Origin of the sequence: Pseudonocardia sp. C8, assembly GCF_014267175.1 — a bacterium.
Classification (GTDB): domain Bacteria; phylum Actinomycetota; class Actinomycetes; order Mycobacteriales; family Pseudonocardiaceae; genus Pseudonocardia.
In genome coordinates this window covers 215,811-241,343 of sequence record NZ_JACMTR010000002.1, presented here as the reverse complement: position 1 = coordinate 241,343, position 25,533 = coordinate 215,811, and the positions used below count along the sequence as shown (strand labels likewise).

Genomic DNA, 25,533 nt, shown 5'->3' with positions numbered 1-25,533 from the left:
GTCCTCCTCGTGGTCTCAGCCGGTACCCGGCTACTGCGGTGTCAGCAGGCCCTGGTCGCGCAGGAACTGGCGAGAAACATCCACATCGGACCGACCGTCGGTGACCCGGGAGTTCAGGTCGATGATCGTCTCCTGGTCCAGCCGCGCGTTCACCGCGCCGACCACGGCCAGGAACCGCTCCTCCCCCACCACCTCCAGCTTCCCCGCGTCGACCGTCAGCACCGCGTTCTGCGAGCCGAACAGCAGCTCCGGGTCGGCGAGCACGGTGTAGTCCCCGGAACGCAGCTGCGGGTCGGTGGTGAACGCGTTGACCGCGTCCGCCCTGCCACCGTCCAGCGCGGCGTACTGCTGTCCGACCGGCACCGGGACGAAGCTCGCCGGCGTGACCCCGTACACCTCGGCCAGGCCCGTGGTCCCCAGGTACAGGCCGTCGAACTCCGGACGGGCGGCCAGCCGGAACCCGGGCAACGTCGCCAGGTCCGCGAGCGACCGCAGCCGGTGGGTCTGGGCGAAGGTGCGGGTGGTGGCGATGGCGTCCTTGTTCTCGAACGGCGTCATGGCGCTCATGGCCATGTTGCGCCCGGCGTAGAACTCACGCGCATTCTCGTAGGTCGCCTGCGGGTCCAGTCCGGACACCGGCTGCCGGGCGACGATCGACAGCACGGTGCCGGTGTAGGCGACGTGCCCGTCGATCTCGCCGTGCTGCAGCATGCGGTCCAGGTCGGCTGCCGGGCCGATTCCCTTCTTCAGGTCGACGGTGTAGCCGTTGACGGCGAGCGCCTGGCGCCACAGCTCACCGAGGATCCTGGCCTCCGGGAACGCCTGGGTGCCCAGCGTGATCCGGAGGGCGGCACCCTGCGGTTGCTGTGACGCGCCGCTGCCCTCGACCGGCGTGCCGCAGGCCACGGCCATGACCAGCGTGCACACGACTGCCGCCGCCGCCGCGAGCCGGCGCGGCGTGTTCATGACGCCTCACGTCCGGATTCGGCGACCACACCGTCCGGGTCACCGGCCGCGGTCTGCCAGGGCACGGCCGACCGCCGCGCACCCCGCAGCCGCGACGCGTCCAGCAGTTCCGACGGGCCGGTCCGTCGCGGCACGGTCTCCGCCCGCAGCGCCGCGATCCAGCACCAGGCGACGCCCACGATCACCGCCGTGAACGGCACCGAGCCGAGCACGGCGGCCTGCTGCAGCGCGCTCAGCCCACCGACCAGCAGCATCGCGCACGCGATGGCACCCATCAGGATGCCGAGCACCAGCACCACGAAGCGCGGCGGCACCACCGCGCCCCGCGAGGCCATGGTGGCCATCACGATCGAGGCCGCGTCCGCGCCGCTGATGAAGAACAGCGCGATCAGCAGCACGCACACCACGGAGGCGATCGTCGCCAGTGGCAGCGCGTCCAGGGCCCGGAACAGCGACAGCTCGGGAGTGTCCACCACGGCCAGCAGGTCCGCCCGGCCGGAGCGCTGCAGCTCGATGCCGGTGACGCCGACGATGGCGAACCAGACGAAGCCGAACCCGGTCGGAGCCGCGGCCACGCCGAGCACGAACTCGCGGATGGTGCGGCCGCGCGAGATGCGGGCCACGAACATGCCGACGAACGGCGCCCAGGAGATCCACCAGGCCCAGTAGAAGATGGTCCACGAGGCCATCCACTTCTCGTCGCCGACACCGGTCCGCAGCGACATCGGGATGACCTCGAGGATGTAGGTGCCGATGGTCTCGATGCCCTGCGAGACGGCCAGCACCGTGGCGCCGCCGAGGAACAGGAAGAACAGGAACACCGCGACGGTCGCGACGGCCCCCAGGTCGGCCAGGAACTGCACGCCCCGCTCGACCCCGGTGGTGGCGGAGATCAGGAACATCGCGGTGACCAGGACGATGATCGTGACGGTGATGCCGTTGGTCTTCGGGACGCCGAACAGGTACTGCAGGCCGCTGTTCAGCTGCAGCCCGTTGAGTCCCAGCGCGGTCGCGGTACCGAACAGGGTCGCGATGATCGCCAACGAGTCGATCACGCGGCCGAGCGGCCGTTTGTGGGCGTCGGGCCCCAGCAGCGGCGTGAACGTGGCGCTGACCAGGATCGGCGTGCCCTTGCGGTAGGCGAAGTAGGCCATCGCCCCGCCCATCACGGCGTACAACGCCCAGCCGTTGAATCCCCAGTGGAAGTAGGTGTACTGCATCGCGATCTTCACCGCTTCGTCGCTCTGCGGCTCGGCCAGCCCGTGCGGCGGCGCCGACCAGTGCGAGATCGGCTCGGCGGTGCCGTAGAACAGCAGGCCGGCGCCGAGGCCGGCGGCGAACATCATCGACACCCAGGAGAACGTCCGGAACTGCGGGCGGGAGTCGTCCGGGCCGAGGCGGACACGGCCGATCGGATGCAGGGCCAGCACGATGCAGAGCAGCAGGCCGCCGAGCGCCACCAGGACGAACGCCCAGCCGAAGTGGCCGATGATCCAGGACAACGCGGCCGACATCACGGCGCCGAGGTTCTCCGGGGCGACCAGGCCCCAGACCACGAAGAACGCGATCATCGCCGCGGACGTCCAGAAGACTATCGGATCGATACGACCCAGGGATGCCTTCATTGCCAGCCTCTCGGTCTTCTACTGCACGGAAGTCGGGTCCGTCCGAAATGCGGCCGACTGTCGCAGACGGCCATTCCGAGGAGATCACGCACCGGTGGCACGCGCCCGGCCGGAAAACCGGACCGCATTACACGACGCCTGTCGAAAACTCGCGAGAAACGATGGCATACGCCACCGGCCCGGTCAACGACTTCGCACTTGATCCTGTACTGCAAATATCGATGAATGCGATAGAATACGTCTATCGGGATTCCTGTGCCGTCCCGGATTCCGGTTCGGCGTTCCGGACGTCCCCACCGAGCCGGCGGACGAACCGGTCCGCCGCGGGCGAGAGCGGCCCGCGCCGCCAGACCAGCCGGGCACGGACCCGCAGCGCGGGTTCCACCTCGCAGACCACGGCGCCCTTCGCCGCGGCGTCCTCGGCCATCGTGCGGGGCAGCAGTGCGGCTCCCGCGCCGACCAGCACCAGCGGGCTGAGCATCGCCCGGTGGGCGGTCTCGACGGCCACCCGGGGCCGGGCCCCCGCGCCGCGCACCGTGTCCTCCAGCAGCTCACGGGTGCTGGTCCCGGCCGGTGTGGTGACGAACTCGAGCGCGGCGAGCTCCTCGTGCGTGACCGGCCGCCCCGCCGTCCCGGCCCGCGTCCCGGGTGGGAGCACCAGCTGGAGCTCCTGCTCGCGGAGGTCGACGCCGTCGAGGTCCGCCGCGGCGGGGGTGGAGTTCAGCAGACCGAGCTCGCTCTGCCCGGTCCGGACCAGGTGCTCGACCGTCGAACGGTCCGGGTCGCTGATCCGCACCGCCACCCGGGGATGGTCACGCAGGAACCCGGCGACGAGCCCGGCGAGCGGATCGACCGCGAGCGAGGTCTGGGACACGATGTCGAGGTGGCCGCCCTCCAGGCCGAGCACCTCGCGGACCGAGGCGGAGGCCGTCGCGAAGTCCCGGGCGATCTGGCGGGCCGGGCGGACCAGGGCTTCGCCCGCCGGGGTGAGCTCGGTGCCGTGCGGGAGCCGGTGGAACAGCTGCCCTCCGACCTCGCCCTCCAGGGTGGCGATCGCGTGCGAGAGCGACGGCTGGGACACGTGCAGGGCGCGCGCGGCACTGGTGAACCCGCCGTGTGCGACGACGGCGAGGAAGTACTCGAGCTGGCGACGCTCCACCGGTCAGCACCGGCCCCGCACGGCGTCCCGGCCGGTGCCCACTGCCGTGATCACCGGCCGCACACCTCCTGCGCCGTCGCCATCGGTCGAACCGTACCGGCGCCGGCCCGCCGGAGGTGAGCTCCGGGTGACGGCGCCTCCGGGTCTACCGTGAGGCCACGGCCCCGGTCCCGGCCGATCTCCGTTCCGTCCCGGGAGGTTCCATGGAGTCCTGCTGCTCGGGCCCGTCCGCACCGGGAGAACCGGCCCGGCCGCGGGTGGCGGCCGCGCCGCGCTCCGTCCGCGGCCAGGTCCGCCTGCCGGGCGGCACGTTCGCGATGGGTGACCACCACGGCGAGGGCTACCCGGACGACGGCGAGACACCGGTGCACGAGGTGACCCTCTCGCCGTTCCACATCGCCCCGGCACCGGTCACCAACGCCGCGTTCGCGACCTTCGTCAAGGACACCGGCTACGTGACCGACGCCGAGCGCTTCGGGTCGTCGGCGGTGTTCCACCTGGCCTTCGACGGGGACCGCGCGGACGTGCTCGGGGCGATGCCCGGGGCCGAGTGGTGGCTGGAGGTGCGCGGCGCCTGCTGGCGGCACCCCGGCGGGCCGGGCACGAGTGCGGGAGACCTCGCCAACCATCCGGTCGTGCACGTGTCCTGGAACGACGCCCAGGCCTACTGCGCCTGGTCCGGCACCCGGCTGCCCACCGAGGCGGAGTGGGAGTTCGCCGCCCGCGGCGGGCTGGCCGGGGCCCGCTTCCCCTGGGGCGACGACGAGCTGCCGGGCGGGAAGCGCTGGCCGATGAACATCTGGCAGGGCAGCTTCCCGGCCCGCAACACCACCGAGGACGGGTTCCTCACCACCGCTCCGGTGAAGACCTTCCGGCCCAACGGGTACGGGCTCTTCCAGATGGTCGGCAACGTCTGGGAGTGGTGCGCGGACCGGTTCTCCCCCGACTACTACCGGCACGCACCGGACCGGGACCCGGAGGGCCCGGCGGAGGGCGACCGCCGGGTGATGCGCGGTGGTTCCTACCTGTGCCACCGGTCGTACTGCTTCCGGTACCGCAACGCGGCCCGGTCGTCGAACACGCCGGAGTCGAGCTCGGGGAACCTGGGCTTCCGCTGCGCCAACCCGGCCCCCTGACCGGGAACACGGCGGCGCCGGCCGCCGGCGGTGGTGATCCGCCCGCGGCCGGCGCCGGCCCGGCGCGGCTCAGTGCGAGGTCATGACCCGCTGCTGCACCGCATTGGCGGGGACCGGGGTCTCCTCGCCGAGATCGATCCGCACGGTACGCACGGTCCCGGTGAAGCCGTTGTCGACCGCGGGGTAGTCCTCCGAGACCGGGGTCCCCAGGTCGACGCCGACGTCGAGGGTCTCGTCGAACGAGAAGTAGTACGGGATCGTCTGCTCGATCCGGCCCTCGCCGACCTTGGCGCCGTCGACGACCAGCGACAGCGAGCCGCCGGCGCCGACACCGCCGTCGTAGGCGAACTCCACCTGGACCTCGTGCACTCCGGGCGCCATCGGCTGCGCGGCGCGGACCGTGCACCGGGCCAGGCCGAAGTAGTTGTACTCGTAGCAGGCGCGGCCCCCGAGGCAGTACAGCGCCCAGCCACCGAACCGGCCGCCCTGGGCGACCAGCACCCCGTCGTCGGCCTCGCCTGTCTCGATCTCGGCGGTGACGGTGTGCGAGCGGTTCTTGACGTTCGGCGTGGTCTCCTCGATCAGCCGCCGCGTCCCGCCCCGGTAGGTGACCGACGTCCGCCCGCCCATCAGGTCGAGACGGCCGGCCAGGGTCGGGTTCTCCCGCTCGGTGACCCGGTCGTCGAGCGGGAACACCTGGTACTTCGCGGCCTCGATGAGGAAGAGGTCCTGCAGCATCCGCAGCCGCTCGGGCCGTTCGGCGGCGAGGTCGCGCGCCTGCGCCCAGTCGGTGGTGGTGTCGTAGAGCTCCCAGACGTCGTCGCGGAAGCCCTTCTCGGCGTCCGGCACCATCTCCCACGGGATCCCGTGCCGGGTCACCGCGGTCCAGCCGTCGTGGTAGATGCCCCGGTTGCCGCACATCTCGAAGTACTGGGTGCGGCGCCGGTCCGGGGCCGCGGCGTCGTCGAAGCTGTACCGCATGCCGACGCCCTCGATCGGCTGCTGGTCGACGCCGTCCACGGTGGTCGGGGCGGGGATGCCGGCGCATTCCAGGACCGTCGGGAGCACGTCGATGACGTGGTGGAACTGGTTCCGGATGCCGCCCCGGTCGGCGATCCCGGCCGGCCAGTGCACGATCAGCCCGTCGCGGGTGCCGCCGAAGTGCGAGGCGACCTGCTTGGTCCACTGGTAGGGCGTGTTCAGCGCCAGCGCCCAGCCCGCCGGGGCGATCGGGTACGAGTGGGGGCCGCCGATCCCGTCCAGCTCGGTGATCATCTGTTCCGGGTCGTCGACGACGCCGTGGCCGAGCCGGTGCTCGACGGTGGTGCCCTCGAGACCGCCCTCGCCGGAGGCCCCGTTGTCGCCGAGCAGGTAGACGAACACGGTGTTGTCGAGCTCGCCGATCTCGGCGAGCGTGTCGACGAACCGGCCGAGCTGGGTGTCGGCGTGCTCGGTGAACCCGGCGAAGGTCTCCATGAACCGCGCCGAGAGCGCGCGCTGGGTGTCGGTGAGCTCGTCCCAGTGCGGCACGCCGTCCGGCCACGGTCCGAGCTCGGTGTCCTCGGGGACCACCCCCAGCTCGCGCTGCCGGGCCAGGGTCAGCTCGCGCTGGCGGTCGAACCCGTGGTCGAACTCGCCGCGGTAGCGCCGGATCCACTCCGGCGCGACGTGCAGCGGCGCGTGCGAGGCACCGAACGCGAGGTAGGTGAAGAACGGCCGGTCCGGCGTCATGGTGCGCTGGGTGTGCACCCAGTCGATGGCGTGGTCGACCAGGTCCTCGGAGAGGTGGTAGCCCTCCTCGGGGCGCTTCGACGGCTCGACCGGGACCGTGTCCTGGTACAGCAGCGGGTACCAGTGGTTCATCTCGCAGGCCATGAAACCGTAGAAGTGGTCGAATCCCTCCCCGGTCGGCCACCGTTCGAACGGCCCGACCGGGCTGATCTCCGACGGCGGCGTCTGGTGCCATTTTCCGAACGCGGCGGTGCTGTACCCGTTCTTCTGCAGGATCTGGGCCATCGTGGCCGCACTGCGGGGCCGGAAACCGTGGTATCCCGGTGCCGAGGTGGCCATCTCGGTGGTCGCCCCCATCCCGACCGAGTGGTGGTTGCGGCCGGTCATCAGGGCCTGCCGGGTGGGTGAGCAGAGCGCGGTGACGTGGAAGCGGCCGTAGCGCAGCCCGTCCCCGGCCAGCCGGTCGGCGGTGGGCATCCGGCACGGTCCGCCGAAGGCGCTGGAGGTGCCGAAGCCCAGGTCGTCGAGGACGACCACGACGACGTTCGGCGCGCCGGCCGGGGTGGCGGTCGGGCTCGCGGGCGTCAGGCCGCCGGGCTGCTCGTCGATGCCGAGCGCGGTGACGGCGGGGCGCCGTCCGTCCGGCTCGGGCAGGATGTGGCGGCCTCCGGCGAATTCGGGCATGCGGACTCCTACGGCTGCAAGGAACTCAGGGGAGACGACTCGTCGGACACCCGCGCGACTTCCCCGGTCGACGCCTTCGGCGAGCCGTCCTGCTGCGCATTCTTCTAGCATGCCGGAATTGATCGAGTCAACAAATCGAGCATCCGAGAGAATTTGTCGATGCAGCCAATAGAAAATCCCTATCCGCCTGCGATGTCTCCGGGTCGGCCCGTGGCGCGCGCACCGGGAGGGCGCCCGCCGCCCGCCCGCGCGGGCAATCTATGGACATCCGTCCACAGTTCGTGTACTTATGTACACACTGCGGCCGGTGCAGGTGCACCCGGCCCAGCTCGCTCCCGCTCACCCCCTCCAGGAGTGCGACAATGATCCGTCTCTGCTCCGTCGACGACATCCCCGCCGGGGAGGGTCTTCGCGTTCTCGCTCCCACACCGCTCGCGGTCTTCCAGGTCGAGGGCGAGGTGTTCGTCATCGACGACGCCTGCAGCCACCAGGCCGCGTCGCTGTCGGACGGCTACCTGGAAGGCTGCTGGGTCGAGTGCCCGCTGCACGAGGCGTTCTTCTCGCTGCGCACGGGCGAGCCCAGCGGTCCGCCGGCCAAGAAGCCGGTCCGCACCTACCCCGCGATGGTCTCCGACGGTGCGGTGTACGCCGAGATCACCGTGGACGCCGGCGTCGCCGCGGTCGACCAGGTCGCCGTTGCCTGACACCGGCACCTCGGTGTCCGGGACACCCGGGTTCCGGCGTGGCCTGCGATGAGTCGGGCGTGCCGGCGCGGTCTCCTCTCCGACGGCGGACCGTGGTGCGCACCCGGTCCTCGACCACGGAGGCGAAGCACATGATCGCGAACCAGTCCCCCGCCGACGAGTACCGCGAGATCGGCGGCCGGTTCACCCGCGTCGTCGACGCGGTGCCCGACGACGCGACGTGGAACAACCAGTCCCCGGTCGCCGCGTGGACGGCCCGGGACGTGGTCCGGCACCTCGTCGAGTGGTTCCCCGGTTTCCTGCAGGCAGGCGCGGGCGTGACCCTGCCGCAGGGCCCGAGCGTCGACGAGGATCCGGCCGCCGCCTGGCACGTGCTGAACGAGGGCGTCCAGTCCCTGCTGGACGATCCGGCCTCGGCCGGCCGGACCCTGTCCAACCCGCACATCGGGGAGGTCCCGCTGCCCGAGGCCGTCGCGAAGTTCTTCACCAGCGACGTCTTCATGCACACCTGGGACCTCGCGCGCGCCACCGGCCAGGACGACACCCTGGACCCGGAGCGCTGCGCGTACCTCCTGGAGGGGATGCAGCCGCTCGACGAGCTCCTGCGGTCCAGCGGGCAGTACGGGCCCAAGGTCGACGTCGACGAGGACGCCGGCCCGCAGGCCCGGATGCTCGCCTTCATCGGTCGCGATCCGGACTGGCGTGCCTGACGGAGCCGCGGACGTCATTGCGGCGGGTACGCTCGCCGGGACTCCGGGAGTGTCATGGACGGTGTGCCGAGCGGGACCACGGCGACCTGCGCGTGCTGCGGCGAACCGCAGAAGGCGTCCGATGTGGTCCGGCTGGGCTGCCGCCCGGACATCGCCGTGTGCGGTGGCTGCGTGTACGACCTGGCGGGCCGGCTCGTCGCCGGACCCACGATCACACCGATCTTCCCCGTCAACGACATGGCTGCCGCGCGTGAGTTCTGGACCCGTGCCGGGCTGCAGGTCGACGAGTACGGCCCGGAGTACGCGTTCGTCCGGTACGGCACCGCCGAGCTGCTGCATCTGGACCTGAGGAGGGATCTCGAGCCGGAGCGCAACGCGGCCGCCTGCTACGTCCGCGTGTCCGATCCCCGGGAGTGGCAACGACGCTGGAAGGACCGCGGGCTACCGGTCAGCGACGTCGTCGTCCAGCCCTGGGGAATGGTCGAGTTCAGCGTCAAGGACCCGAGCGGCAACCTGATCCGGATGGGCGCAGCGGCTGAACGGGGTCCGAAGTAGGTGATCCCGAGGAACGGCGCCGCGGCCGGTCGCGCGGCGCACCATGGCGGCATGCGCGTGGAGCTGCTGGTCGTCCCGGACTGCCCGCACGAGGGCGTGGCCGCGCAGCGGCTGCGCCAGGCGCTCGATGCCGTCGGCCGGGCCGGGACCCGGGTGGAGGTCCGGCGGGTCTCGGCCGAGACGGTCGCCGGCACCCCGGAGTTCGCCGGGTCGCCGACGATCCTCGTCGACGGCGCCGACCCGTTCGCCGAGCAGGCCGCCGCAGCCGGCGCGCTGTCGTGCCGGATGTACCGCTCGGAGGCCGGCGACCTGGCCGGCGCACCGTCGGTGGAGCAGCTGCGACGGGTCCTGCGTCGCTGACGGGACCGGCCCGGATCGCCCGGCCGAACGGCCGCGCGCGCCACGTCGGCGCCCGGCCGGGCCGGCTCAGCTGCCGGGCTCGGACAGCATCTGCTGCGCGCTGCGGATGTGCTGTTCGATCAGGTCGGCGGCCTTCTCCCCGTCGCCGTCGACGATGGCGTCGAAGATGGCGTGGTGCTCGGCGCGCAGCTGTGCCGACACGTCGCCCCACCGGTCCCCCAGGCGCTGGAACTCGTGCAGGATCCGGTGCCGCAGGGAGCCCCGGATCGCGATCGTCATGTTCGCGACGAGGCGGTTGCGCCCGGCCTCGGCGATGGCGAAGTGGAAGTCCGTGTCGAGGTCGTTGAACGCCTCCCGGTCCTCGGTGGCGTCCATCGCCCGCAGCGGCGCGCGGATCGCCTCGAGGTCGTCCGCCGTGGCGTGCTCGGCGGCCAGTGCGGAGCTCGAGCGCTCGAGCATGATCCGCGCCGCGACGACATCCTCCACCGAGAAGTTGGCCAGGGCGACGTGGAAGCGCAGGAGCCGGGTCAGCGCGTCGGTGGGCACCGCCGACACGATGGTCCCCGCGTCCGTTCCCGAGCCGACCGCCGACCGCACCACGCCCTGGGCCTCCAGGGTGCGCATCGCCTCACGCACCGCCGCCCGGCTCACCTCCAGCATGGACGCCAGGTCCCGCTCTCCCGGCAACCGGTCGCCGACGTTCAGCGTGCCGGCCAGGATCTGCTCCTCGATCCGGTCGACGACCAGCTCGTAGGCGCGCACCCGGGACACCGGCCGCCATTCCGGCGGCTGGTGTCCCTGCCCGTGCTGCTCCTGCATCGGGTGACCTCCCGGACGTCGACTCGTGCGCCGGCTCTTGACGGTGGGACCTGGTTAATCCTACAGTCCTCTCGTGTGGTCGGACCACAAAGAGGTCATTCCGGCCGACGACTGGAGGCGCGATGTACACACCCGACCTGGACCCGGTCGCCGGCAGCCTGGGACTGTCGTCGCTGATCGCCGCCCTACCCCTGTTGACGATCTTCGTGACACTGGGGCTGCTCCGGTGGAAGGCCCATTACGCCGGGCTCGCCGCGGTGGCCGTCGCCCTCGTCGTGGCGATCGCCGCGTACGGCATGCCCACCGGGCTGGCGCTGCTGTCCGCCAGCGAGGGCGCGGTGTTCGGGCTGTTCCCGATCATGTGGATCGTGGTCGGTGCGCTGTTCCTGCATCAGCTCACCGTGGCCAGCGGGCGGTTCGAGGACCTGCGGGCGACGTTCCACCTGATCACCGATGACCCGCGGATCCAGGCGGTCATCGTCGCCTTCTGCTTCGGTGGTCTGCTCGAGGCGCTGGCCGGCTTCGGCGCGCCGGTGGCGATCACGGGCGTCATGCTGGTCGCGATCGGGTTCCCCGCGATCCGCGCGGCCGTGATCGTGCTGCTGGCCAACACCGCCCCGGTCGCCTTCGGCGCCGTCGCCATCCCGATCATCACCGCCGGCACCCTGACCGGCATCCCGTACGAGCAGATCGGCGCCGTCGTCGGCCGCCAGGCGCCGCTGCTGGCGCTGTTCGTGCCGCTGCTGCTGGTGCTGCTGGCCGACGGCCGTCGCGGCGTCCGGGAGGTCTGGCCGCTCGCGCTGACCGTGGGCGTCGTGTTCGGTGCGGCCCAGTTCGTGAGCTCCAACTTCATCTCGGTCGAGCTGACCGACGTCGTCGCCTCGCTGGCCGGGCTGGCGGCCGCGGTGCTCATGCTGCGGGTGTGGCAGCCGAAGGGTTCCGCCGAGGCGGCCCGCCGTCTGAACGCGCAGCACGACGCCGAGGACGTCCACCCGGACGGTGCGGACGGCGGCGTGGCGCTCGCGGCCAAGACCGAGCTGGACGCCGTCGCCGCACGCGCCGCGCAGCTCACCGCCGGGCGGATCACCGGAGCGCTGTCGCCGTACCTGCTGGTCATCGTGGTCTTCTGCGCCGCGAAGCTGATCGGCCCGGTGGACGACTTCCTCACCGGCACCGACCGGCTGGTGGAGTGGCCCGGCCTGCACGGCGCGGTGAAGTCCTCCTCGACCGTCTACAAGTGGCAGTGGCTCTCGTCGCCCGGAACCCTCCTGCTGATCTGCGCGGTGATGCTGGTGGAGAACCCGCGCCGGTACTTCACCGCGAAGGGATGAGCCCGGTGCCCCCGGTCGAACCGCACCCGCGCGGCGCCGCGCCGTTCGACACCTCCGGGATCACCCGCGACGAGCGCGGGGTGGCCCACTACACGAACCTCCCGCCGTCGCTGGTGGCGATGCTCTGCGCGACCGTCGACGAGCACCCGGACCAGGAGGCCCTCGTCGAGGTCGGCGGGGAGCGGCTGACCTACCGCAGGCTGTGGGAGCGGGCGGCGCGCGTCGCGGGCGGCCTGCGCGCGGCGGGGGTCGGGCGCGGCGACCGGGTCGCGAACCTGCTGCCCGCCGGGGTCGGCTGGGTGCTCGGCTTCCTGGGCACGCAGCTCGCCGGGGGCGTCGCGGTGCCGGTGAACACCCGCTTCGCCGAACCCGAGATCGACTACGTGCTGTCGGACTCCGGCGCGACGGTCGTGCTGCGGCCCGGGGAGCCGCTGCCCGACGGCGAGCCGCACGCCGTGGAGGACCTTCGCCCCGGCGACCTCGCGGCGATCTTCTACACCAGCGGAACGACGGGGTTCCCGAAGGGGGCGATGACCACCCACGAGAACTTCCTGTCCAACGTGGAGACCGCGCTGCGGGTGCTCGGGGTCGACCGCGCGGAGGGGCCCGCGCTGCGGACCCTGGTGTCGGTGCCGCTGTTCCACGTGACCGGCTGCAACTCCCAGCTGCTCGTCCAGCTCGCGATCGGCGGCACCACCGTGGTGCTGCCGGCGTTCGAGGTGCGGGCGTTCCTGCGCACGGTCGTCGACGAGCGGATCAACGCGATGACCACGGTGCCCGCGATCTACGCCCTGGCGCTGGCCCAGCCGGACCTGGCCGAGCACGACCTGAGCGCGGTCAGCCGGATCTCCTACGGCGGCGCGCCGATCTCCAGCACCCTGGTCCGCCGCATCCAGCAGGCGTTCCCCGGGGCCCGCGTCGGGAACGGTTTCGGGCTCACCGAGACCGCCTCGATCGCGACCTACCTGCCGCACGAGTGGGCCGCCGGGCATCCGGACTCGGTCGGCTTCGCCGCGCCCGTGGTCGACCTCGCCCTGCACGAGCCGGACGCCGCGGGCGTGGGCGAGCTGCTCATCCGCGGCCCGAACGTCGTCGCCGGGTACTGGAACAAGCCGGAGGCCACCGCGCGCACGTTCATCGACGGGTGGCTGCACACCGGCGACCTGGCCCGGATCGACGACGAGGGACTGGTCCACGTCGTCGACCGGAGCAAGGACATGATCAACCGGGGCGGCGAGAACGTGTACTCGGTCGAGGTGGAGAACGCGCTCGCCGGGGCTCCCGGGGTGGCCGACGCCGCCGTGGTGGGGGTGCCCGACGACGTGATGGGCGAGAAGGTCGGCGCCGTCCTGGTCCCCGCGCCGGGGGCGGAACTCTCCGTCCCGGCCGTGCTGGACCACCTCGCCACGGTCCTCGCGGACTTCAAGATCCCGCAGTACGTCCGGGTCCGCACGGAGCCGCTGCCCCGCAACCCCGGTGGCAAGCTGCTGAAACGCGAGCTGCGCGAGCACACCGAGTGGGGCGCCCCCGTCCGCGGCCGCTGACGCGCGCGAAGCCGCTCGCTCGCCGCGCCACGACACCGCCGCGGGAACGCTCACCGAACCGGGGAATGCTCACGCGATCCCGTGAGCGGCTCCAGGATCGGCGAGCGGCGTTGCGGCGGTCCTCGCGCCGGCCGCGGAACCGTGCGGTGCGGGAGGCGCAGACGAAATCCGGTGGACCGGCCCCGCCGCCGTGTCTAGCGTGCCCCGCCGTGACCAGCCCAGCCGAGACCCGGATCCGCCGCGCCATGGCCAACTGTTCGAAGGGCGAGGCGAACCGGCTGGCCCTCCCCGCGTGGGTCCGCGAGCTGGATCCCGAGCACCTCGACGACGTCCGCGGCTGGCGCGACCCGAAATCCCCGGACCGCGGCGTCCTGCTCGTCCCGGGCGACGGCGGCCCGACCGGCGTCGTTCTGCGCGCCGCTGCCGGTGGGGCCCGCTCGGCGGCCATGTGCGCGCTGTGCCGGACCACCCACTCGGTCGGCGGCGTGGCGCTGTTCGCCGCGCCCCGGCAGGGGGCGAAGGGCAGGCAGGGCGACACCGTGGGCACCTACATCTGCGCCGATCTCGCCTGCGCCGAGCACGTACGCGTGGAGACCGCGACCGCGGCCCTGCGTCCCGCCCCCGGGACCACGGTGGACGAACGCCGGGCCGGCCTGCGGGAACGGGCCGCGGAGTTCCTGGCGGCGGTCACCGCCACGTGACCCGCGAGGGCTGCGAGTTCGCGCACTCCGCGCCGGCGGGTGATCGAGGTCGTGCCACGTGCCCCGCAGGAGCCGTCCACCCGCGTGGGCCGGCGTCAGGTCCGCAGGTTCAGCCCGACCCGCTGGAACTCCTTGAGATCGGAGTAGCCGGTCTTGGCCATGGCGCGGCGCAGGGCGCCGAACAGGTTCGTCGTGCCGTACGGGCTGTCGGTCGGCCCGAACAGCACCTGCTCCAGGCTGCGCCCGGACCGGGCCAGGCCGGTGACCTCGGAGCGGGGCAGCGACGGGTGCCCGGCCGACGACGTCCAGTACAGCCCGCCGCCCGGCGCCTCGGCCGCCTCGGCGAGCTGCTCGCCGAGCATCACCGCGTCGGCGCCGCAGGCCACGGCGCGGGCGATGTCGCCGGAGGAGCCGATGCCACCGTCGGCGATCACGTGCACGTAGCGGCCGCCGGTCTCGTCGAGGTAGTCGCGGCGGGCCGCGGCGGCGTCGACGATCGCGGTCGCCATCGGGACCCCGACGCCGAGCACCTCGTCGGTGGTGGTGGCGGTGGACTGCCCGTACCCGACGATGACGCCCGCCGCCCCGGTCCGCATCAGGTGCAGCGCGGTGCGGTAGTCACCGACCCCGCCCGCGACGACCGGCACGTCCAGGTCGGCGATGAAGTCCTTGAGGTTGAGCGGCTCCGGCGCCGGCGAGGGGTCGGCGCCGACGTGCTCGGCGGAGATGATCGTGCCCTGCACGATGAGCACCTCGACCCCGGCCGCGAGCAGCGCCGGGGTGAGCTCGCGGGCGTGCTGCGGGCTGACCCGCGCGGCGACCGTGTGCGAGCCCTCGCGCAGCGGGCGCAGCGCCTCGACGATCAGGTCCTCCCGGATCGGGGCCTGCTGCAGCTCCTGCAGGACCGCGACCGCGGAGTCCGGGTCCTCCCCGGTGGCGGCCTCGACGACCTTCGCGAGTGCGGCCTCCGCGTCGGCGTGCCGGGCCCACAGGCCCTCGGCGTTCAGCACGGCCAGCCCGCCGAGCTCGCTGACCCGCACCGCCGACGTCGGCGACACCACCGCGTCCGTCGGGTGGGTCAACATCGGGATGTCGAAGCGGTAGGCATCCATCTGCCAGGCCGTCGACACCGCCTTGGAGCTGCGGGTCCGCCGCGACGGCACGATCTCGATCTGGTCGAGGTCGTAGGCTCGCCGGGCCTCCCGGCCCATCCCGATCTCCACGAGGTCACGCACGGGCACACCCTAAGCCGCGCCCGCCGTCCCCCGGTCAGCGGGCGGCGTAGTTCGGTGCCTCGACGGTCATCGTGATGTCGTGCGGGTGGCTCTCCTTCAGCCCGGCCGCGGTGATCCGCACCAGCTTCGCCTGCTGCAGCTCCGCGATCGTCTGCGCGCCGACGTAGCCCATGCCCGAGCGCAGGCCGCCGCCGAGCTGGTGCACGACCGACGACAGCGGCCCGCGGAACGGGATCCGCCCCTCGATCCCCTCCGGCACCAGCTTGTCCTCGGAGAGCACGTCGTCCTGGGCGTAGCGGTCCTTGGAGTAGCTCCGCCCGGCCGCGCCCGCCCGGCCCTGCATGGCGCCCAGCGAACCCATGCCGCGGTAGGTCTTGAACTGCTTGCCGCCGACCAGGACCACCTCGCCCGGCGACTCCGCGGTGCCCGCCAGCAGCGAGCCGAGCATCACCGTCGACGCGCCGGCCGCGATGGCCTTGGCGACGTCACCGGAGTACTGGATGCCGCCGTCGCCGATCACCGGGACGCCGGCCGGGGCGCACGCGCGCGTGGCCTCGTAGATCGCGGTGATCTGCGGCGCGCCGACCCCGGCGACCACCCGCGTGGTGCAGATCGAGCCGGGCCCGACGCCGACCTTGACCGCGTCCGCACCCGCATCGACCAGTGCCTTCGCACCCTCGAAGGTCGCGACGTTGCCGCCGACCACGTCGACGTGCCCGCCGGCCTCGGCCCGCAGCTTCGCGACGGTCTCCAGCACCCGGCGGGAGTGCCCGTGCGCGGTGTCGACCATGAGCACGTCCACGCCCGCGTCGACGAGCTGCATGGCCCGGGTGTACGCGTCGTCGCCGACGCCGACCGCGGCCGCGACGACGAGCCGGCCGTCCGGGTCCTTCGTGGCCAGCGGGTACTGCTCGGTCTTGTTGAAGTCCTTGATCGTGATGAGGCCGCGCAGGACGTCGTCGCCGTCCACGATCGGCAGCTTCTCCAGCTTGTGCCGGCGCAGCAGCCCGAGGGCGGCCTCCGCCGTCACGCCGACCTTCGCGGTCACCAGCGGGGCGCGGGTCATCACCTCGGCGACCGGGCGGTCGGTGTCGACCTCGTAGCGCATGTCCCGGTTGGTGATGATGCCGACCAGCCGGCCGCCCTCGTCGGTCACCGGCACGCCGGAGATCCGGAACTTGGCGCACAGCGCGTCGACGTCGGCCAGCGTCGCGTCCGGCGAGCACGTCACCGGGTCGGTCACCATGCCGGCCTCGGACCGCTTCACGACCTCGACCTGGGCCGCCTGGGCGTCCGGGGCGAGGTTGCGGTGCAGCACGCCGAGCCCACCGGCGCGGGCCATGGCGATGGCCATCCGGGACTCGGTGACCGTGTCCATCGGCGACGACACGAGCGGCACCTGGACCCGCACCCGGCGGGTCACCTGGCTGGACGTGTCGGCCGAGCTGGGCACCACGTCCGACTCGGCCGGGAGGAGCAGGACGTCGTCGAATGTCAGGCCGAGCATCGCGAACTTGTCCGGCAGGCCGCCGATCTCGCTCGTCATCTCTTCCGAGGCTCCTCTTGCAGTCGCGGCTACCGCGGCGGGGCGCTCGCCGCAGGCCGCCATCGTACGTCCACCGTCGCGGGGTGGGACGGGGCCCGACCCCCAGGTCCGGGTACCGTGTACACCGTGTCACCAGAGGCGCTGCCACCGGACCCGTTCGCCGGAGACCCGGATGACCCTGCGCGCTCCATGGAGGCGCTGGACGACCATGGTGACGGCGCGTGGGCGGGCTCCGGTGCCCCCGACGTCCCCCCGCTGACCGAGAAGGAGCGGGGCGAGATCATCGCCGACCTCACCGACCTCGCGGTCTACGAGGAGCTGCTGTCCCGGCGCGGCATCCGCGGCATCGTCGTGGACTGCACCGACTGCGGGGAGCAGCACTTCCACGAGTGGAACCTGCTGCGTGCCAGCCTGCGGCAGCTGCTCGACGAGGGCCGGATGCGGCCGCACGAGCCGGCGTTCGACCCGGATCCCGCGGACTACGTGACCTGGGAGTACTGCCGCGGCTACGCGGACGCGACGGTCGACGCCGAGAACCCCTGACCCGCGGACACCTCAGTTCGGGGTGCTGCTGACCGCCCCGGTCGACGTGGACGACGCCGACGACGGCGGGGGCGGCGACGAGGACGACGACGCCGACGACGGGTCGGCGCTGCCCTCCCCGGCCGCGGTCGGCGTCGTGGACGTCGTCGTCGGGTCGGCCGATCCCTCGGTGGTCGGCGACGGCTCCGGCCTCGGGTTCGGCGAGGACGTCGGAGGGGTCGAGCCACTGCTCGTACCGGGACCGCTGGTTCCGCCCGGCCCGCTCAGCACGCTCGGGTCGTTCGTACGGGTGCCCTCCGGCGAGGTGGTCCCGCCGGTCGTCCCGCCCGGGGTGGACGTGCCGGGCTGCGGCCGCGGCCGGGTCGCCGGCGGGGCGGGCTCCTCGCTCCCCTCGGACTTCGCCGGGGGCGGCGGGGCGGGCGTGCCGTCCCGCAGCGGCGCCCGGGGGTCGGTCGGGGTACCCGGCGGCGTCTCGGCGACCTTGGCCCGCAGGAACCGCTCCTGCTGCTCGAACTCGTCCCGCCGGTCGGGGTCGGTCCGGTCGAGGAGCGGCGCGAGCGCGGCCAGGTCCGCCCGCGCGCCGGCGGTGTCCCCGGTGGCGAGCTTGGCGTTGACCCGCTCGATGCCCGTCCGCAGGTCGGTCGCTGCCTGGACCTGCTCGGCCCGGTCGCTGTAGAGCACCTTGCTGACACCCCACAGCGCGTCGCCCGGCTGGGCCTCGTGCGCGCCGATGGAGACGACGGCGAGGGCGCAGGCCGCCACCGCCGCGGCGGCGACCAGGGGACGGAGGAAGGAGACCTTCCGTGACGGCTTCGCCGGCTGCAGGATCGCCACGGCCTCGTCCGGGTCGACGAGGTCCGGGATCGGGTCGCGGTCGACGTCGTCCTTCCAGGTGGACAGCAGGGCGACCAGGCGGTCGTCGACGTCGTACCCGCGGTTGCCGGGGCCGGAGACACCGAGCCCGGACGCGATCGCGTTGATCAGTTCGTCGTCGGCCTGCAGCTCGACCAGGTCGATCGGGTCGTCCTCGTCGACCTCGGCGAGCGGACGGCCGACCGGGTACGGCGACGGGTGCCCGTTGCGCCCGTTCGTCCCGCCGTGCTGCCGGTCGTCGGGATGGCGGTCGCCCTGGCGGCCGGAGCCGGTCCGGGGGCCGCCGAAGCGGGCGTGCGGGACCGATGCGGGCCGGCGCTCCTCGGGCGAGGGGAGGTCCGGTCCGTGGGGACCCTGGTCAGGCATCCCGGACCACCTCCTCACTCATGATCTTCCGCAGCCGGGCCAGCGCCCGGTGCTGGGCCACCCGGACGGCACCGGGTGTCGAGCCGACGGCGGCCGCGGTCTCCTCCGCGGACAGGCCCACGACCACCCGCAACACGATGATCTCCCGGTGCTTCTCCGGGAGGACCTCGAGCAGCCGGGCCATCTCCTCGGACAGCTCGCCCCGCAGCGCGCGGCTCTCCGGGCCCTCGGACGTCTCCATCCGGTCCGGCACGTTCGCGACGGGCTCGGACCGGTTCCGGGACGCCGCCCGGTGCGCGTCGATCACCTTGTGCGAGGCGATGCCATAGACGAAGGCGAGGAACGGACGCCCCTGCATCCGGTACCCCGGCAATGCCGTGAGCACGGCCACACACACCTCCTGGGCGACGTCGTCCGCCGACACGGATCCTCGATCCGTCCCCAGGCGAGCGCGGCAGTAGCGCACGACGAGGGGCCGGACCACGGAGAGAACGCGCTCGACCGCGGACCGGTCGCCGCCGATCGCGGCTTCGACCCACTCGTCGGGTACGTCTCTTGATTCACTCATCGTGGGGAACCGCCCAGGCGTTACGAGACCGCGTCCGTGTCATCCGATCGTGGAGGCAACCCGCGTCCCGGCAGGAGACACCACGGCCCGCCCACCGTATCCGAGCGCGGCATGCCCGCGGGAGTTGCTCCATGCCAGGTGGACGTCCGTACGGCGTGTCCGGTTGCGTGTCGTCGCGAATGCGGTCGGTCATCAGCCGACCACGATCGGCGAGCGGTTCGTGGTGCACCGTACCGGGGCCGGACCCGAGCCATGACGAGCGTCACGGTCGGTGGCGGCCCGGGCCGGGGGCCGCCCGGCGCGCACGGCGCCCGCTTCGGCTCCGGGGCGGCGCGGGGTCGGGGCGGGGTTCGTGACGGGTGTGACGGCTGGGGCGTGGGTGACGTCGGTGAACCGGGGTGACTGTTCCCGGCGTCCGGGCAACCGCTCGCCGCGGGCTCGCCGGTACGTCACACCGGTTCACTGAGCGACGCACCTGTTGCGCCGGGTGTGAGGCGCCGCAGAGGGGTGTGAGGTGGCCTGCGCGGCGGCGCACCTCGGGCGCGATCGGCCGGGGCGCGGCGCGGCGCCGCCGGTGCGCGGCGGGGTGCCCTCGGAGGCGTCCCGGGGCGTTCCGGTCCCGGGGAGCCGGACCGGAGCGCGCGGCAGCCGGGCGGGACCGCGGGGGTCGGTCCGGCCCGTCGCTCCACCGGGTGCCCGGCACGGGGCGGGCGCTCGGCGGTACTGCGTGACGGCGCGGGGCCGTCGGGAGACCCGTGAGCCTGCCGTCAGGAGACCAGGCCGCGACGGAAGCCGTGCGCGACGGCCTGGGCGCGGTCCCGGACACCCAGCTTGCGGAACAACCGCCGGGCGTGGGTCTTGACGGTGTCCTCGGACAGGTAGAGCTCGCGGCCGATCTGGCCGTTGCTCTTGCCCTGGCTCATGCCGCGCAGGACCTGCAGCTCGCGCTCGGTGAGCTGGACGCCGGGGTCGGTGGGGACCCGCGGGGTCGGCACCGAGGTGCTGGCCAGCGTGTGCGCGAGCGCGGCGACCAGCTCGGGGCGGGAGGCGTCCCACCGCAGGTAGCCGCGGGCCCCGCCGGCGATGGCGGCGGCGATGCTGCCGGCGTCGTCCGGGGCGCCGAAGACGATGACGTTGGCCTGCGGGTGCGCGGCGACCAGGCGGCGGGTCGCCTCGACCCCGGTGGGCACCGCGCGCTGGGTACCGACCAGGACCACGTCGACGGACTGGCGGGCGTAGCGGGCGAGGAGCTCGTCCCCGTGGGCCACGCAGTCGATGCGCTGGACCCCGGGGACCGCGGACATGACGCGAGTCAGACCCTCGCGAACACTGCGACGATCGTCGCAGATGAGTACCGTCGTCACGACGATTCCTTCCTGCAGCTTCCTGCAGCCGGGTGATATTCACCCTCCGAATCGGCGGGTGACCCTCTCACCTTGACACGGTCGGGGCGGGTTGTGCCCTCCGTTCGGAACCCCGGCCCACCTGTCTCAGCGTCATGTGGGTGAAGGGTCGCCGAATGGAGTAGTCCGTACGGTACATCGTCGGGACCCACTTTCGGGAGCGACTCCCGCAGCAGTCTGCGGCCGGCGTCGTCACTTCGCGTATAGAGGACGCTCACCGTGTGCAACACCGCATGTCGGCGACCCTCCGCATCCGCTTGGCGACTGCGCGTATCGAATCGTGACTCTTCGGCGTGTCGCAGCGGGCCGTCGGAGTGGCGTGGCGCCCACGACGTCCCCTGTTCGGCCGCGTCGTGACCGGACCGTGACCGGCCCGCCCGGCACCCGTGTGCCACCGAGTGCGACCGCTGCGGCCCAGCGCCGCCCCGGGTCGGACGAGCGCGCGGAGCGGGCGGTGTCGTCCGCGGTCGCGGAGCCGGCGGGCAGGCCGGTCGTACCCGGCGCGGGCACGGCTGGTGGGCCGTGTCCCCGAGGTCCACGATGTTCACCTCGAATCAGGTTTGCGGTCGCCGCACCCCGGGAATCTGGACGGCGTCGAGACCGAGGTCGAAGGCAGGTGAGGGGAACATGGCGGACATCCGGAGGCTTCCCGGTCCGGTCGCCGAGATCTACGACTGGCAGATGGAGGGAGCCTGCCGGGGGATGGACAGCGCGTTCTTCTTCCATCCCGAGGGGGAACGTGGCCCCGCCAGGGCCCGCCGTGAGGCCCGCGCCAAGCAGGTGTGCTCCGGGTGCCCGGTGCTGCAGCAGTGCCGCGACCACGCGCTGAAGGTGCACGAGCCGTACGGGATCTGGGGTGGACTGTCCGAGTCGGAGCGCGACGCGATCATCCGCGGCCCGCGGCGCAGGCTCAAGGTCGCCGGCGCGGCGAACCGGCCGGTGGAGAAGCTCGACGCCGGCTGACGACACCCGCGGGATCTCGGCACGCGAACGAAACGACGGCGGGCGACCTCCGGGTCGCCCGCCGTCGTCGTGTCTACCGGCTCCGCCGGGAGATCAGTGCCCGTGCCCGTGGCCGTGGCCACCGGCGGCCGGGGCCGGCTCCTCCTCCGGCTTGTCCACCACGGCGCTCTCGGTGGTCAGCACCATGCGCGCGATGGAGGCCGCGTTCTCGACGGCCGACCGGGTCACCTTGACCGGGTCGATGACACCGTCGGCGGTCAGGTCGCCGTAGCTGCGGGTGGCCGAGTTGTACCCGGCGCCCCAGCCCTTGTCGGCGACCCGGGACACCACGATGGAGCCCTCGTCGCCGCCGTTCTCGGCGATCCAGTACAGCGGGGCCGCGAGCGCCTTGCGGACGATCGCGACACCCGTCGCGGCGTCCCCGGTCAGGCCCAGGCCGCCCTCGAGCTCGGCCGCCGCGTGCACCAGCGCGGAACCGCCGCCGGGAACGATGCCCTCCTCGACCGCCGCGCGGGTCGCCGAGACGGCGTCCTCGATGCGGTGCTTGCGCTCCTTGAGCGCGGTCTCGGTGGCCGCACCGGCCCGGATGACGGCGACGCCGCCGGAGAGCTTGGCCAGGCGCTCCTGGAGCTTCTCCCGGTCCCAGTCCGAGTCGGACTCCTCGATCTCGCGCTTGAGCTGCGCGACCCGGCCCTCGACGTCCTCCTTGGACCCGGCACCCTCGACGATCGTGGTGTTGTCCTTGGTGACGACGATGCGGCGGGCCCGGCCCAGCAGCTCCAGACCGGCCTCGCTGAGCTTGAGGCCGACCTCGGGGTTGATGACCTGACCGCCGGTGGCGATCGCCAGGTCGTCCATGAAGGCCTTGCGGCGGTCACCGAAGAACGGCGACTTCACGGCGGCGACCTTGACGGTCTTGCGAATCGAGTTGACGACCAGGGTGGACAGTGCCTCGCCCTCGACGTCCTCGGCGACGATCAGCAGGGGCTTGCCCTCGCCCAGCACCTTCTCCAGCAGCGGGAGCAGGTCCTGAATGGAGCTGATCTTGTCGCGGTGCAGCAGGATGTACGGGTCCTCGAGCACCGCCTCCATCGACTCGGAGTCGGTGACGAAATACGGGGACAGGTACCCCTTGTCGAACTGCAGGCCCTCGGTGATCTCCAGCTCGGTCGCGAGCGTGGAGCCCTCCTCGACGGTGATCACGCCGTCGTTGCCGACGGTCTGGATCGCCTGGGCGATCAGGTCGCCGATCTCCTGCTCGCGGGAGGCGATCGCACCGACCTGCGCGATGTGGCTGCCCGCGTCGACCGGGGTGGCCTTGGACAGCAGGAACTCGGACACCTTCGCCGCGGCCGCGGCGATGCCCTGGCCGAGCGCGGCGGGGGCGGCGCCGGCCGCGACGTTGCGCAGGCCCTCCTTGACCATGGCCTGCGCCAGCACGGTGGCGGTGGTGGTGCCGTCACCCGCGACGTCGTTGGTCTTGGTCGCGACGGTCTTGGCCAGCTGCGCGCCGAGGTTCTCGTAGGGGTCCTCGAGGTCGACCTCGCGGGCGATGGTCACGCCGTCGTTCGTGACGGCCGGGCCACCGAACTTCTTGTCGATGACGACGTGCCGGCCGCGCGGGCCGAGCGTCACCTTCACGGCGTCGGCGAGCTGGTTCACGCCGCGCTCGAGCGCGCGGCGGGTCTCCTCGTCGAAGCTGATCTGCTTCGCCATGTCTTCTTCTCGCTGCCTCTCGTGGGTCTCTCGGGGAGAAAGCCGGGGAAACGCGGCCGCCCCGGCCGGACCACCGTCCGGTGGACCGCCCGGGGCGGCACGCGTCACACGACGATCGGCGTCAGTTGACGACGGCCAGCACGTCGCGGGCGGAGAGGATCAGGTACTCCTCGCCGTTGTACTTGACCTCGGTGCCGCCGTACTTCGAGTAGATGACGACGTCACCGACGTTGACGTCGATCGGGATGCGGTTCCCGTTGTCGTCCACCCGGCCCGGGCCCACGGCCAGGACCTTGCCCTCCTGGGGCTTCTCCTTGGCGGTGTCCGGGATGACGATGCCGGAGGCGGTGGTGGTCTCCGCCTCGCTGGCCTGGACGACGATCTTGTCCTCGAGCGGCTTGATGTTCGCCACGACGATGACCTCCCCTTCCTGGGGTGAATCCGGTATCACGGGTTCTTGTCCGGTGTCAGCAGCGCACACGTGGCGACCTCCGCCCCGCCGTCGCGGGTGCCGGGGCGGTCGGCGTCCGTCGCGCGCATTGGCACTCTACTCATGAGAGTGCCAGAACCCGTACCGGGGCTCAACTGCCACACCGGTCGGCGTGCCACGTGCGCGCCGCAGGAGTCGCCGGGTGTTCACCACGCCGCCACCCGGCGACCACGTACCACTCGACCGGGGACGGTGCACTGCGGTCCGTGATCACCTCTCGTCGCTCCCTGCTGCGGGCCGGCCTCACCACGGCGGCCGTCGTCGCCGCCGCGCCGCTGCTGCCCGGCCCGGCCGTCGCGGGCCCGGTGTCCCGGCCCGCCGGGGACCCGTTCGGGCTCGGGGTCGCCTCCGGCGAGCCGGCCGCCGACTCGGTGGTGCTGTGGACCCGGCTGGCGACCGAGCCGCTCGCCGACGACGGCCTCGGCGGGCTCGGGAACCGGCACACCGACGTCGAGTGGGAGATCGCCGAGGACGAGCGCTGCACCCGCGTCGTCCGCCGCGGCCGGACGACGACCGGCCCCGAGGCGGGGCACAGCGTGCACGTCGAGGTGGCCGGCCTGGCCCCGGGACGGGACTACTTCTACCGGTTCCGGGTGGGGAGCACGCTCTGCGACACCGGGCGGACCCGCACCGCCCCGCCGCCGGCGGCGATGGCGCCGGTGCACATGACCTTCACGTCCTGCTCGCAGTACGAGCACGGGTACTTCACCGCCTACCGGCGGATGGCCGAGGAGCACCCGGACGTCGTCCTGCACCTGGGCGACTACATCTACGAGTACGCCGGCGGGCAGTACGTCGCCCCGGGCGGCAACGTCCGGGAGCACGCCGGCCCCGAGACCACCACCCTGGCCGGCTACCGGCAGCGGCACGCGCAGTACCGCTCCGACGCCGACCTGCAGGCCGCGCACGCCGCCGCGCCGTGGCTGGTCGTGCTCGACGACCACGAGGTCGAGAACAACTGGGCCGCCGACGTCCGCGAGCTCCCGCCGGTGCCGCCCGGGGACTTCACCGCGCGCCGGGCCGCAGCCCTGCGAGCCTACTGGGAGAACATGCCGCTGCGGGCCGCGCAGCGGCCCAGCGGATCATCGATGCGCCTGTACCGCCGCGTCGGCTACGGCGGCACGGTCACCTTCCACATGCTCGACACCCGCCAGTACCGCGGCGATCAGCCCTGCGGCGACGTGTACCCGAGCGACTGCCCGGACCGGACCGACCCGGACCGGTCGCTGCCCGGCTCGGAGCAGGAGCGCTGGATCACCGAGGGTTTCGCCGGCTCGCGTGCCCGCTGGGACGTGCTCGGCCAGCAGGTGTTCTTCTCGCAGGTCGACCTCACCCCGGGCGCCGGGCGCGGGTTCAACCCGGACGCCTGGGACGGCTATCCCGGCTCCCGGGACCGTGTCGCCGACGGCTGGGTGGCCGCGACCGAGCACGGCCGGGCACGCAACCTCGTCGTGCTGACCGGGGACGTGCACGCGCACTGGGCCGCCGACATCCGCCGGCGGTACGACGACCCGGGCTCGCCGGTGATCGGCACCGAGCTGGTGTCGAGCTCGATCACCTCCAGCGGCGACGGCGCCGAGCGCAAGAAGAACGCCGACGCCACCCTCGCGGAGAACCCGCACATCCGCTTCCACAACGACCGGCGCGGCTACGTGAGCACCCGCTTCACCGCCGACGAGATGGCGGCGGAGTTCAAGGTGGTCCCCTACGTGTCCCGCCCGGGGGCGCCGGTGCAGACCCGGGGCCGCTTCGTCACCGAGGACCGGCGGCCGGGCCTGAACCGGGCCTGAGCGCGCCGGGTAGCG

General features: G+C 72.9%; 23 protein-coding genes. 11 read left to right on the top strand and 12 right to left on the bottom strand.

All coding sequences use genetic code 11. From position 1 onward, the window contains the following. Nucleotides 1-30: 30 nt before the first annotated feature. From H7X46_RS01810 to H7X46_RS01800, 3 genes are all read right to left on the bottom strand, one after another. Nucleotides 31-966 carry a glycine betaine ABC transporter substrate-binding protein gene (locus tag H7X46_RS01810; protein ID WP_186357741.1) on the bottom strand — a complete coding sequence of 312 codons (936 nt, stop codon included), beginning with the start codon at nt 964-966 and terminating at the stop codon, nt 31-33. Continuing rightward, nucleotides 963-2,591: a BCCT family transporter gene (locus H7X46_RS01805; RefSeq protein WP_186357740.1), complete on the bottom strand. Its 1,629-nt coding sequence runs from the start codon at nt 2,589-2,591 to the stop codon at nt 963-965. Before H7X46_RS01805 ends, H7X46_RS01810 begins: the two co-directional genes overlap by 4 nt. Before the next feature lie 241 nt (nt 2,592-2,832). Further along, on the bottom strand, nt 2,833-3,750 hold the full coding sequence (locus H7X46_RS01800) for a LysR family transcriptional regulator (RefSeq protein ID WP_186357739.1): 918 nt from the start codon (nt 3,748-3,750) through the stop codon (nt 2,833-2,835). A 203-nt stretch (nt 3,751-3,953) separates the two neighbouring features. Here H7X46_RS01800 and H7X46_RS01795 point away from each other — a divergent pair, with 203 nt between their 5' ends. Then, nucleotides 3,954-4,886, top strand: coding sequence for a formylglycine-generating enzyme family protein (locus tag H7X46_RS01795; RefSeq protein ID WP_186357738.1), 933 nt, complete (start codon nt 3,954-3,956; stop codon nt 4,884-4,886). A gap of 69 nt (nt 4,887-4,955) precedes the next feature. Here the strand turns inward: H7X46_RS01795 and H7X46_RS01790 are convergent, their stop codons facing one another. Beyond that, on the bottom strand, nt 4,956-7,301 hold the full coding sequence (locus H7X46_RS01790) for an arylsulfatase (protein WP_186357737.1): 2,346 nt from the start codon (nt 7,299-7,301) through the stop codon (nt 4,956-4,958). 362 nt (nt 7,302-7,663) lie between these two features. Between H7X46_RS01790 and H7X46_RS01785 the strand changes: the two genes are divergently transcribed. The 4 genes from H7X46_RS01785 (at nt 7,664) to H7X46_RS01770 (ending at nt 9,630) form a co-directional block, all read left to right on the top strand. Further along, complete coding sequence (locus H7X46_RS01785) at nt 7,664-8,005, top strand: bifunctional 3-phenylpropionate/cinnamic acid dioxygenase ferredoxin subunit (protein ID WP_186357736.1); 342 nt, start codon at nt 7,664-7,666, stop codon at nt 8,003-8,005. Nucleotides 8,006-8,136: 131 nt separating this feature from the next. Further along, nucleotides 8,137-8,715: a TIGR03086 family metal-binding protein gene (locus tag H7X46_RS01780; protein WP_186357735.1), complete on the top strand. Its 579-nt coding sequence runs from the start codon at nt 8,137-8,139 to the stop codon at nt 8,713-8,715. A 54-nt stretch (nt 8,716-8,769) separates the two neighbouring features. After that, on the top strand, nt 8,770-9,270 hold the full coding sequence (locus tag H7X46_RS01775; protein WP_186357734.1) for a VOC family protein: 501 nt from the start codon (nt 8,770-8,772) through the stop codon (nt 9,268-9,270). Nucleotides 9,271-9,321: 51 nt separating this feature from the next. Further along, on the top strand, nt 9,322-9,630 hold the full coding sequence (locus tag H7X46_RS01770) for a thioredoxin family protein (protein WP_186357733.1): 309 nt from the start codon (nt 9,322-9,324) through the stop codon (nt 9,628-9,630). Nucleotides 9,631-9,696: 66 nt separating this feature from the next. Here H7X46_RS01770 and H7X46_RS01765 read toward each other — a convergent pair whose 3' ends face one another. Next, a complete protein-coding gene (locus tag H7X46_RS01765; protein WP_186357732.1) occupies nt 9,697-10,449 on the bottom strand; it encodes a FadR/GntR family transcriptional regulator in 753 nt (250 codons plus the stop codon). Between the two features lie 122 nt (nt 10,450-10,571). On the opposite strand from H7X46_RS01765, the gene H7X46_RS01760 reads away from it, so the two are divergent. From H7X46_RS01760 to H7X46_RS01750, 3 genes are all read left to right on the top strand, one after another. Continuing rightward, nucleotides 10,572-11,780, top strand: coding sequence for an L-lactate permease (locus H7X46_RS01760; protein ID WP_186357731.1), 1,209 nt, complete (start codon nt 10,572-10,574; stop codon nt 11,778-11,780). Further along, nucleotides 11,777-13,324, top strand: a complete 1,548-nt coding sequence (locus H7X46_RS01755; RefSeq protein ID WP_186357730.1) for a class I adenylate-forming enzyme family protein — start codon at nt 11,777-11,779, stop codon at nt 13,322-13,324. Before H7X46_RS01760 ends, H7X46_RS01755 begins: the two co-directional genes overlap by 4 nt. Before the next feature lie 209 nt (nt 13,325-13,533). After that, nucleotides 13,534-14,025, top strand: coding sequence for an FBP domain-containing protein (locus H7X46_RS01750; RefSeq protein ID WP_186357729.1), 492 nt, complete (start codon nt 13,534-13,536; stop codon nt 14,023-14,025). 95 nt (nt 14,026-14,120) lie between these two features. On the opposite strand, the gene H7X46_RS01745 is transcribed toward H7X46_RS01750, so the two are convergent. Both H7X46_RS01745 and guaB read right to left on the bottom strand, forming a co-directional pair. Then, nucleotides 14,121-15,260 carry a GuaB3 family IMP dehydrogenase-related protein gene (locus H7X46_RS01745; RefSeq protein ID WP_186357728.1) on the bottom strand — a complete coding sequence of 380 codons (1,140 nt, stop codon included), beginning with the start codon at nt 15,258-15,260 and terminating at the stop codon, nt 14,121-14,123. Nucleotides 15,261-15,294: 34 nt separating this feature from the next. Next, complete coding sequence (gene guaB / locus H7X46_RS01740; protein ID WP_186357727.1) at nt 15,295-16,806, bottom strand: IMP dehydrogenase; 1,512 nt, start codon at nt 16,804-16,806, stop codon at nt 15,295-15,297. A gap of 126 nt (nt 16,807-16,932) precedes the next feature. On the opposite strand from guaB, the gene H7X46_RS01735 reads away from it, so the two are divergent. Further along, a complete protein-coding gene (locus H7X46_RS01735) occupies nt 16,933-17,349 on the top strand; it encodes a DUF5319 domain-containing protein (RefSeq protein WP_186357726.1) in 417 nt (138 codons plus the stop codon). A gap of 12 nt (nt 17,350-17,361) precedes the next feature. Here the strand turns inward: H7X46_RS01735 and H7X46_RS01730 are convergent, their stop codons facing one another. The 3 genes from H7X46_RS01730 to H7X46_RS01720 form a co-directional block, all read right to left on the bottom strand. Beyond that, nucleotides 17,362-18,588 carry an anti-sigma-D factor RsdA gene (locus H7X46_RS01730; protein WP_186357725.1) on the bottom strand — a complete coding sequence of 409 codons (1,227 nt, stop codon included), beginning with the start codon at nt 18,586-18,588 and terminating at the stop codon, nt 17,362-17,364. After that, nucleotides 18,581-19,156 (bottom strand): sigma-70 family RNA polymerase sigma factor, encoded by a 576-nt coding sequence (locus tag H7X46_RS01725; protein WP_186357724.1) that lies wholly within the window; start codon nt 19,154-19,156, stop codon nt 18,581-18,583. Before H7X46_RS01725 ends, H7X46_RS01730 begins: the two co-directional genes overlap by 8 nt. Nucleotides 19,157-19,923: 767 nt before the next feature. Then, complete coding sequence (locus H7X46_RS01720; protein ID WP_010225624.1) at nt 19,924-20,520, bottom strand: response regulator transcription factor; 597 nt, start codon at nt 20,518-20,520, stop codon at nt 19,924-19,926. A gap of 666 nt (nt 20,521-21,186) precedes the next feature. On the opposite strand from H7X46_RS01720, the gene H7X46_RS01715 reads away from it, so the two are divergent. Next, a complete protein-coding gene (locus tag H7X46_RS01715; protein WP_186357723.1) occupies nt 21,187-21,522 on the top strand; it encodes a WhiB family transcriptional regulator in 336 nt (111 codons plus the stop codon). Between the two features lie 93 nt (nt 21,523-21,615). Here the strand turns inward: H7X46_RS01715 and groL are convergent, their stop codons facing one another. Together groL and groES are read right to left on the bottom strand one after the other, a co-directional pair. Continuing rightward, a complete protein-coding gene (groL, locus tag H7X46_RS01710; RefSeq protein ID WP_186357722.1) occupies nt 21,616-23,238 on the bottom strand; it encodes a chaperonin GroEL in 1,623 nt (540 codons plus the stop codon). A 121-nt stretch (nt 23,239-23,359) separates the two neighbouring features. Next, the gene (gene groES, locus H7X46_RS01705) at nt 23,360-23,650 is read right to left on the bottom strand and encodes a co-chaperone GroES (RefSeq protein ID WP_186357721.1); all 291 of its coding nucleotides are present in this window, start codon (nt 23,648-23,650) and stop codon (nt 23,360-23,362) included. Nucleotides 23,651-23,934: 284 nt separating this feature from the next. Here groES and H7X46_RS01700 point away from each other — a divergent pair, with 284 nt between their 5' ends. Further along, the gene (locus H7X46_RS01700; RefSeq protein WP_186357720.1) at nt 23,935-25,518 is read left to right on the top strand and encodes an alkaline phosphatase D family protein; all 1,584 of its coding nucleotides are present in this window, start codon (nt 23,935-23,937) and stop codon (nt 25,516-25,518) included. The last annotated feature ends 15 nt before the right edge of the window (nt 25,519-25,533 follow it).

Coding starts and splice junctions, on each gene's coding strand:
- H7X46_RS01770 (WP_186357733.1), top strand. CDS start 9,322: ATGCGCGTGGAGCTGCTGGTCGTCCCGGACTGCCCGCACGAGGGCGTG.
- H7X46_RS01760 (WP_186357731.1), top strand. CDS start 10,572: ATGTACACACCCGACCTGGACCCGGTCGCCGGCAGCCTGGGACTGTCG.
- H7X46_RS01795 (WP_186357738.1), top strand. CDS start 3,954: ATGGAGTCCTGCTGCTCGGGCCCGTCCGCACCGGGAGAACCGGCCCGG.
- H7X46_RS01715 (WP_186357723.1), top strand. CDS start 21,187: ATGGCGGACATCCGGAGGCTTCCCGGTCCGGTCGCCGAGATCTACGAC.
- H7X46_RS01725 (WP_186357724.1), bottom strand. CDS start 19,156: ATGAGTGAATCAAGAGACGTACCCGACGAGTGGGTCGAAGCCGCGATC.
- H7X46_RS01805 (WP_186357740.1), bottom strand. CDS start 2,591: ATGAAGGCATCCCTGGGTCGTATCGATCCGATAGTCTTCTGGACGTCC.
- H7X46_RS01730 (WP_186357725.1), bottom strand. CDS start 18,588: ATGCCTGACCAGGGTCCCCACGGACCGGACCTCCCCTCGCCCGAGGAG.
- groL (WP_186357722.1), bottom strand. CDS start 23,238: ATGGCGAAGCAGATCAGCTTCGACGAGGAGACCCGCCGCGCGCTCGAG.
- H7X46_RS01765 (WP_186357732.1), bottom strand. CDS start 10,449: ATGCAGGAGCAGCACGGGCAGGGACACCAGCCGCCGGAATGGCGGCCG.
- H7X46_RS01775 (WP_186357734.1), top strand. CDS start 8,770: ATGGACGGTGTGCCGAGCGGGACCACGGCGACCTGCGCGTGCTGCGGC.
- guaB (WP_186357727.1), bottom strand. CDS start 16,806: ATGACGAGCGAGATCGGCGGCCTGCCGGACAAGTTCGCGATGCTCGGC.
- H7X46_RS01755 (WP_186357730.1), top strand. CDS start 11,777: ATGAGCCCGGTGCCCCCGGTCGAACCGCACCCGCGCGGCGCCGCGCCG.
- H7X46_RS01810 (WP_186357741.1), bottom strand. CDS start 966: ATGAACACGCCGCGCCGGCTCGCGGCGGCGGCGGCAGTCGTGTGCACG.
- H7X46_RS01785 (WP_186357736.1), top strand. CDS start 7,664: ATGATCCGTCTCTGCTCCGTCGACGACATCCCCGCCGGGGAGGGTCTT.
- H7X46_RS01790 (WP_186357737.1), bottom strand. CDS start 7,301: ATGCCCGAATTCGCCGGAGGCCGCCACATCCTGCCCGAGCCGGACGGA.
- H7X46_RS01780 (WP_186357735.1), top strand. CDS start 8,137: ATGATCGCGAACCAGTCCCCCGCCGACGAGTACCGCGAGATCGGCGGC.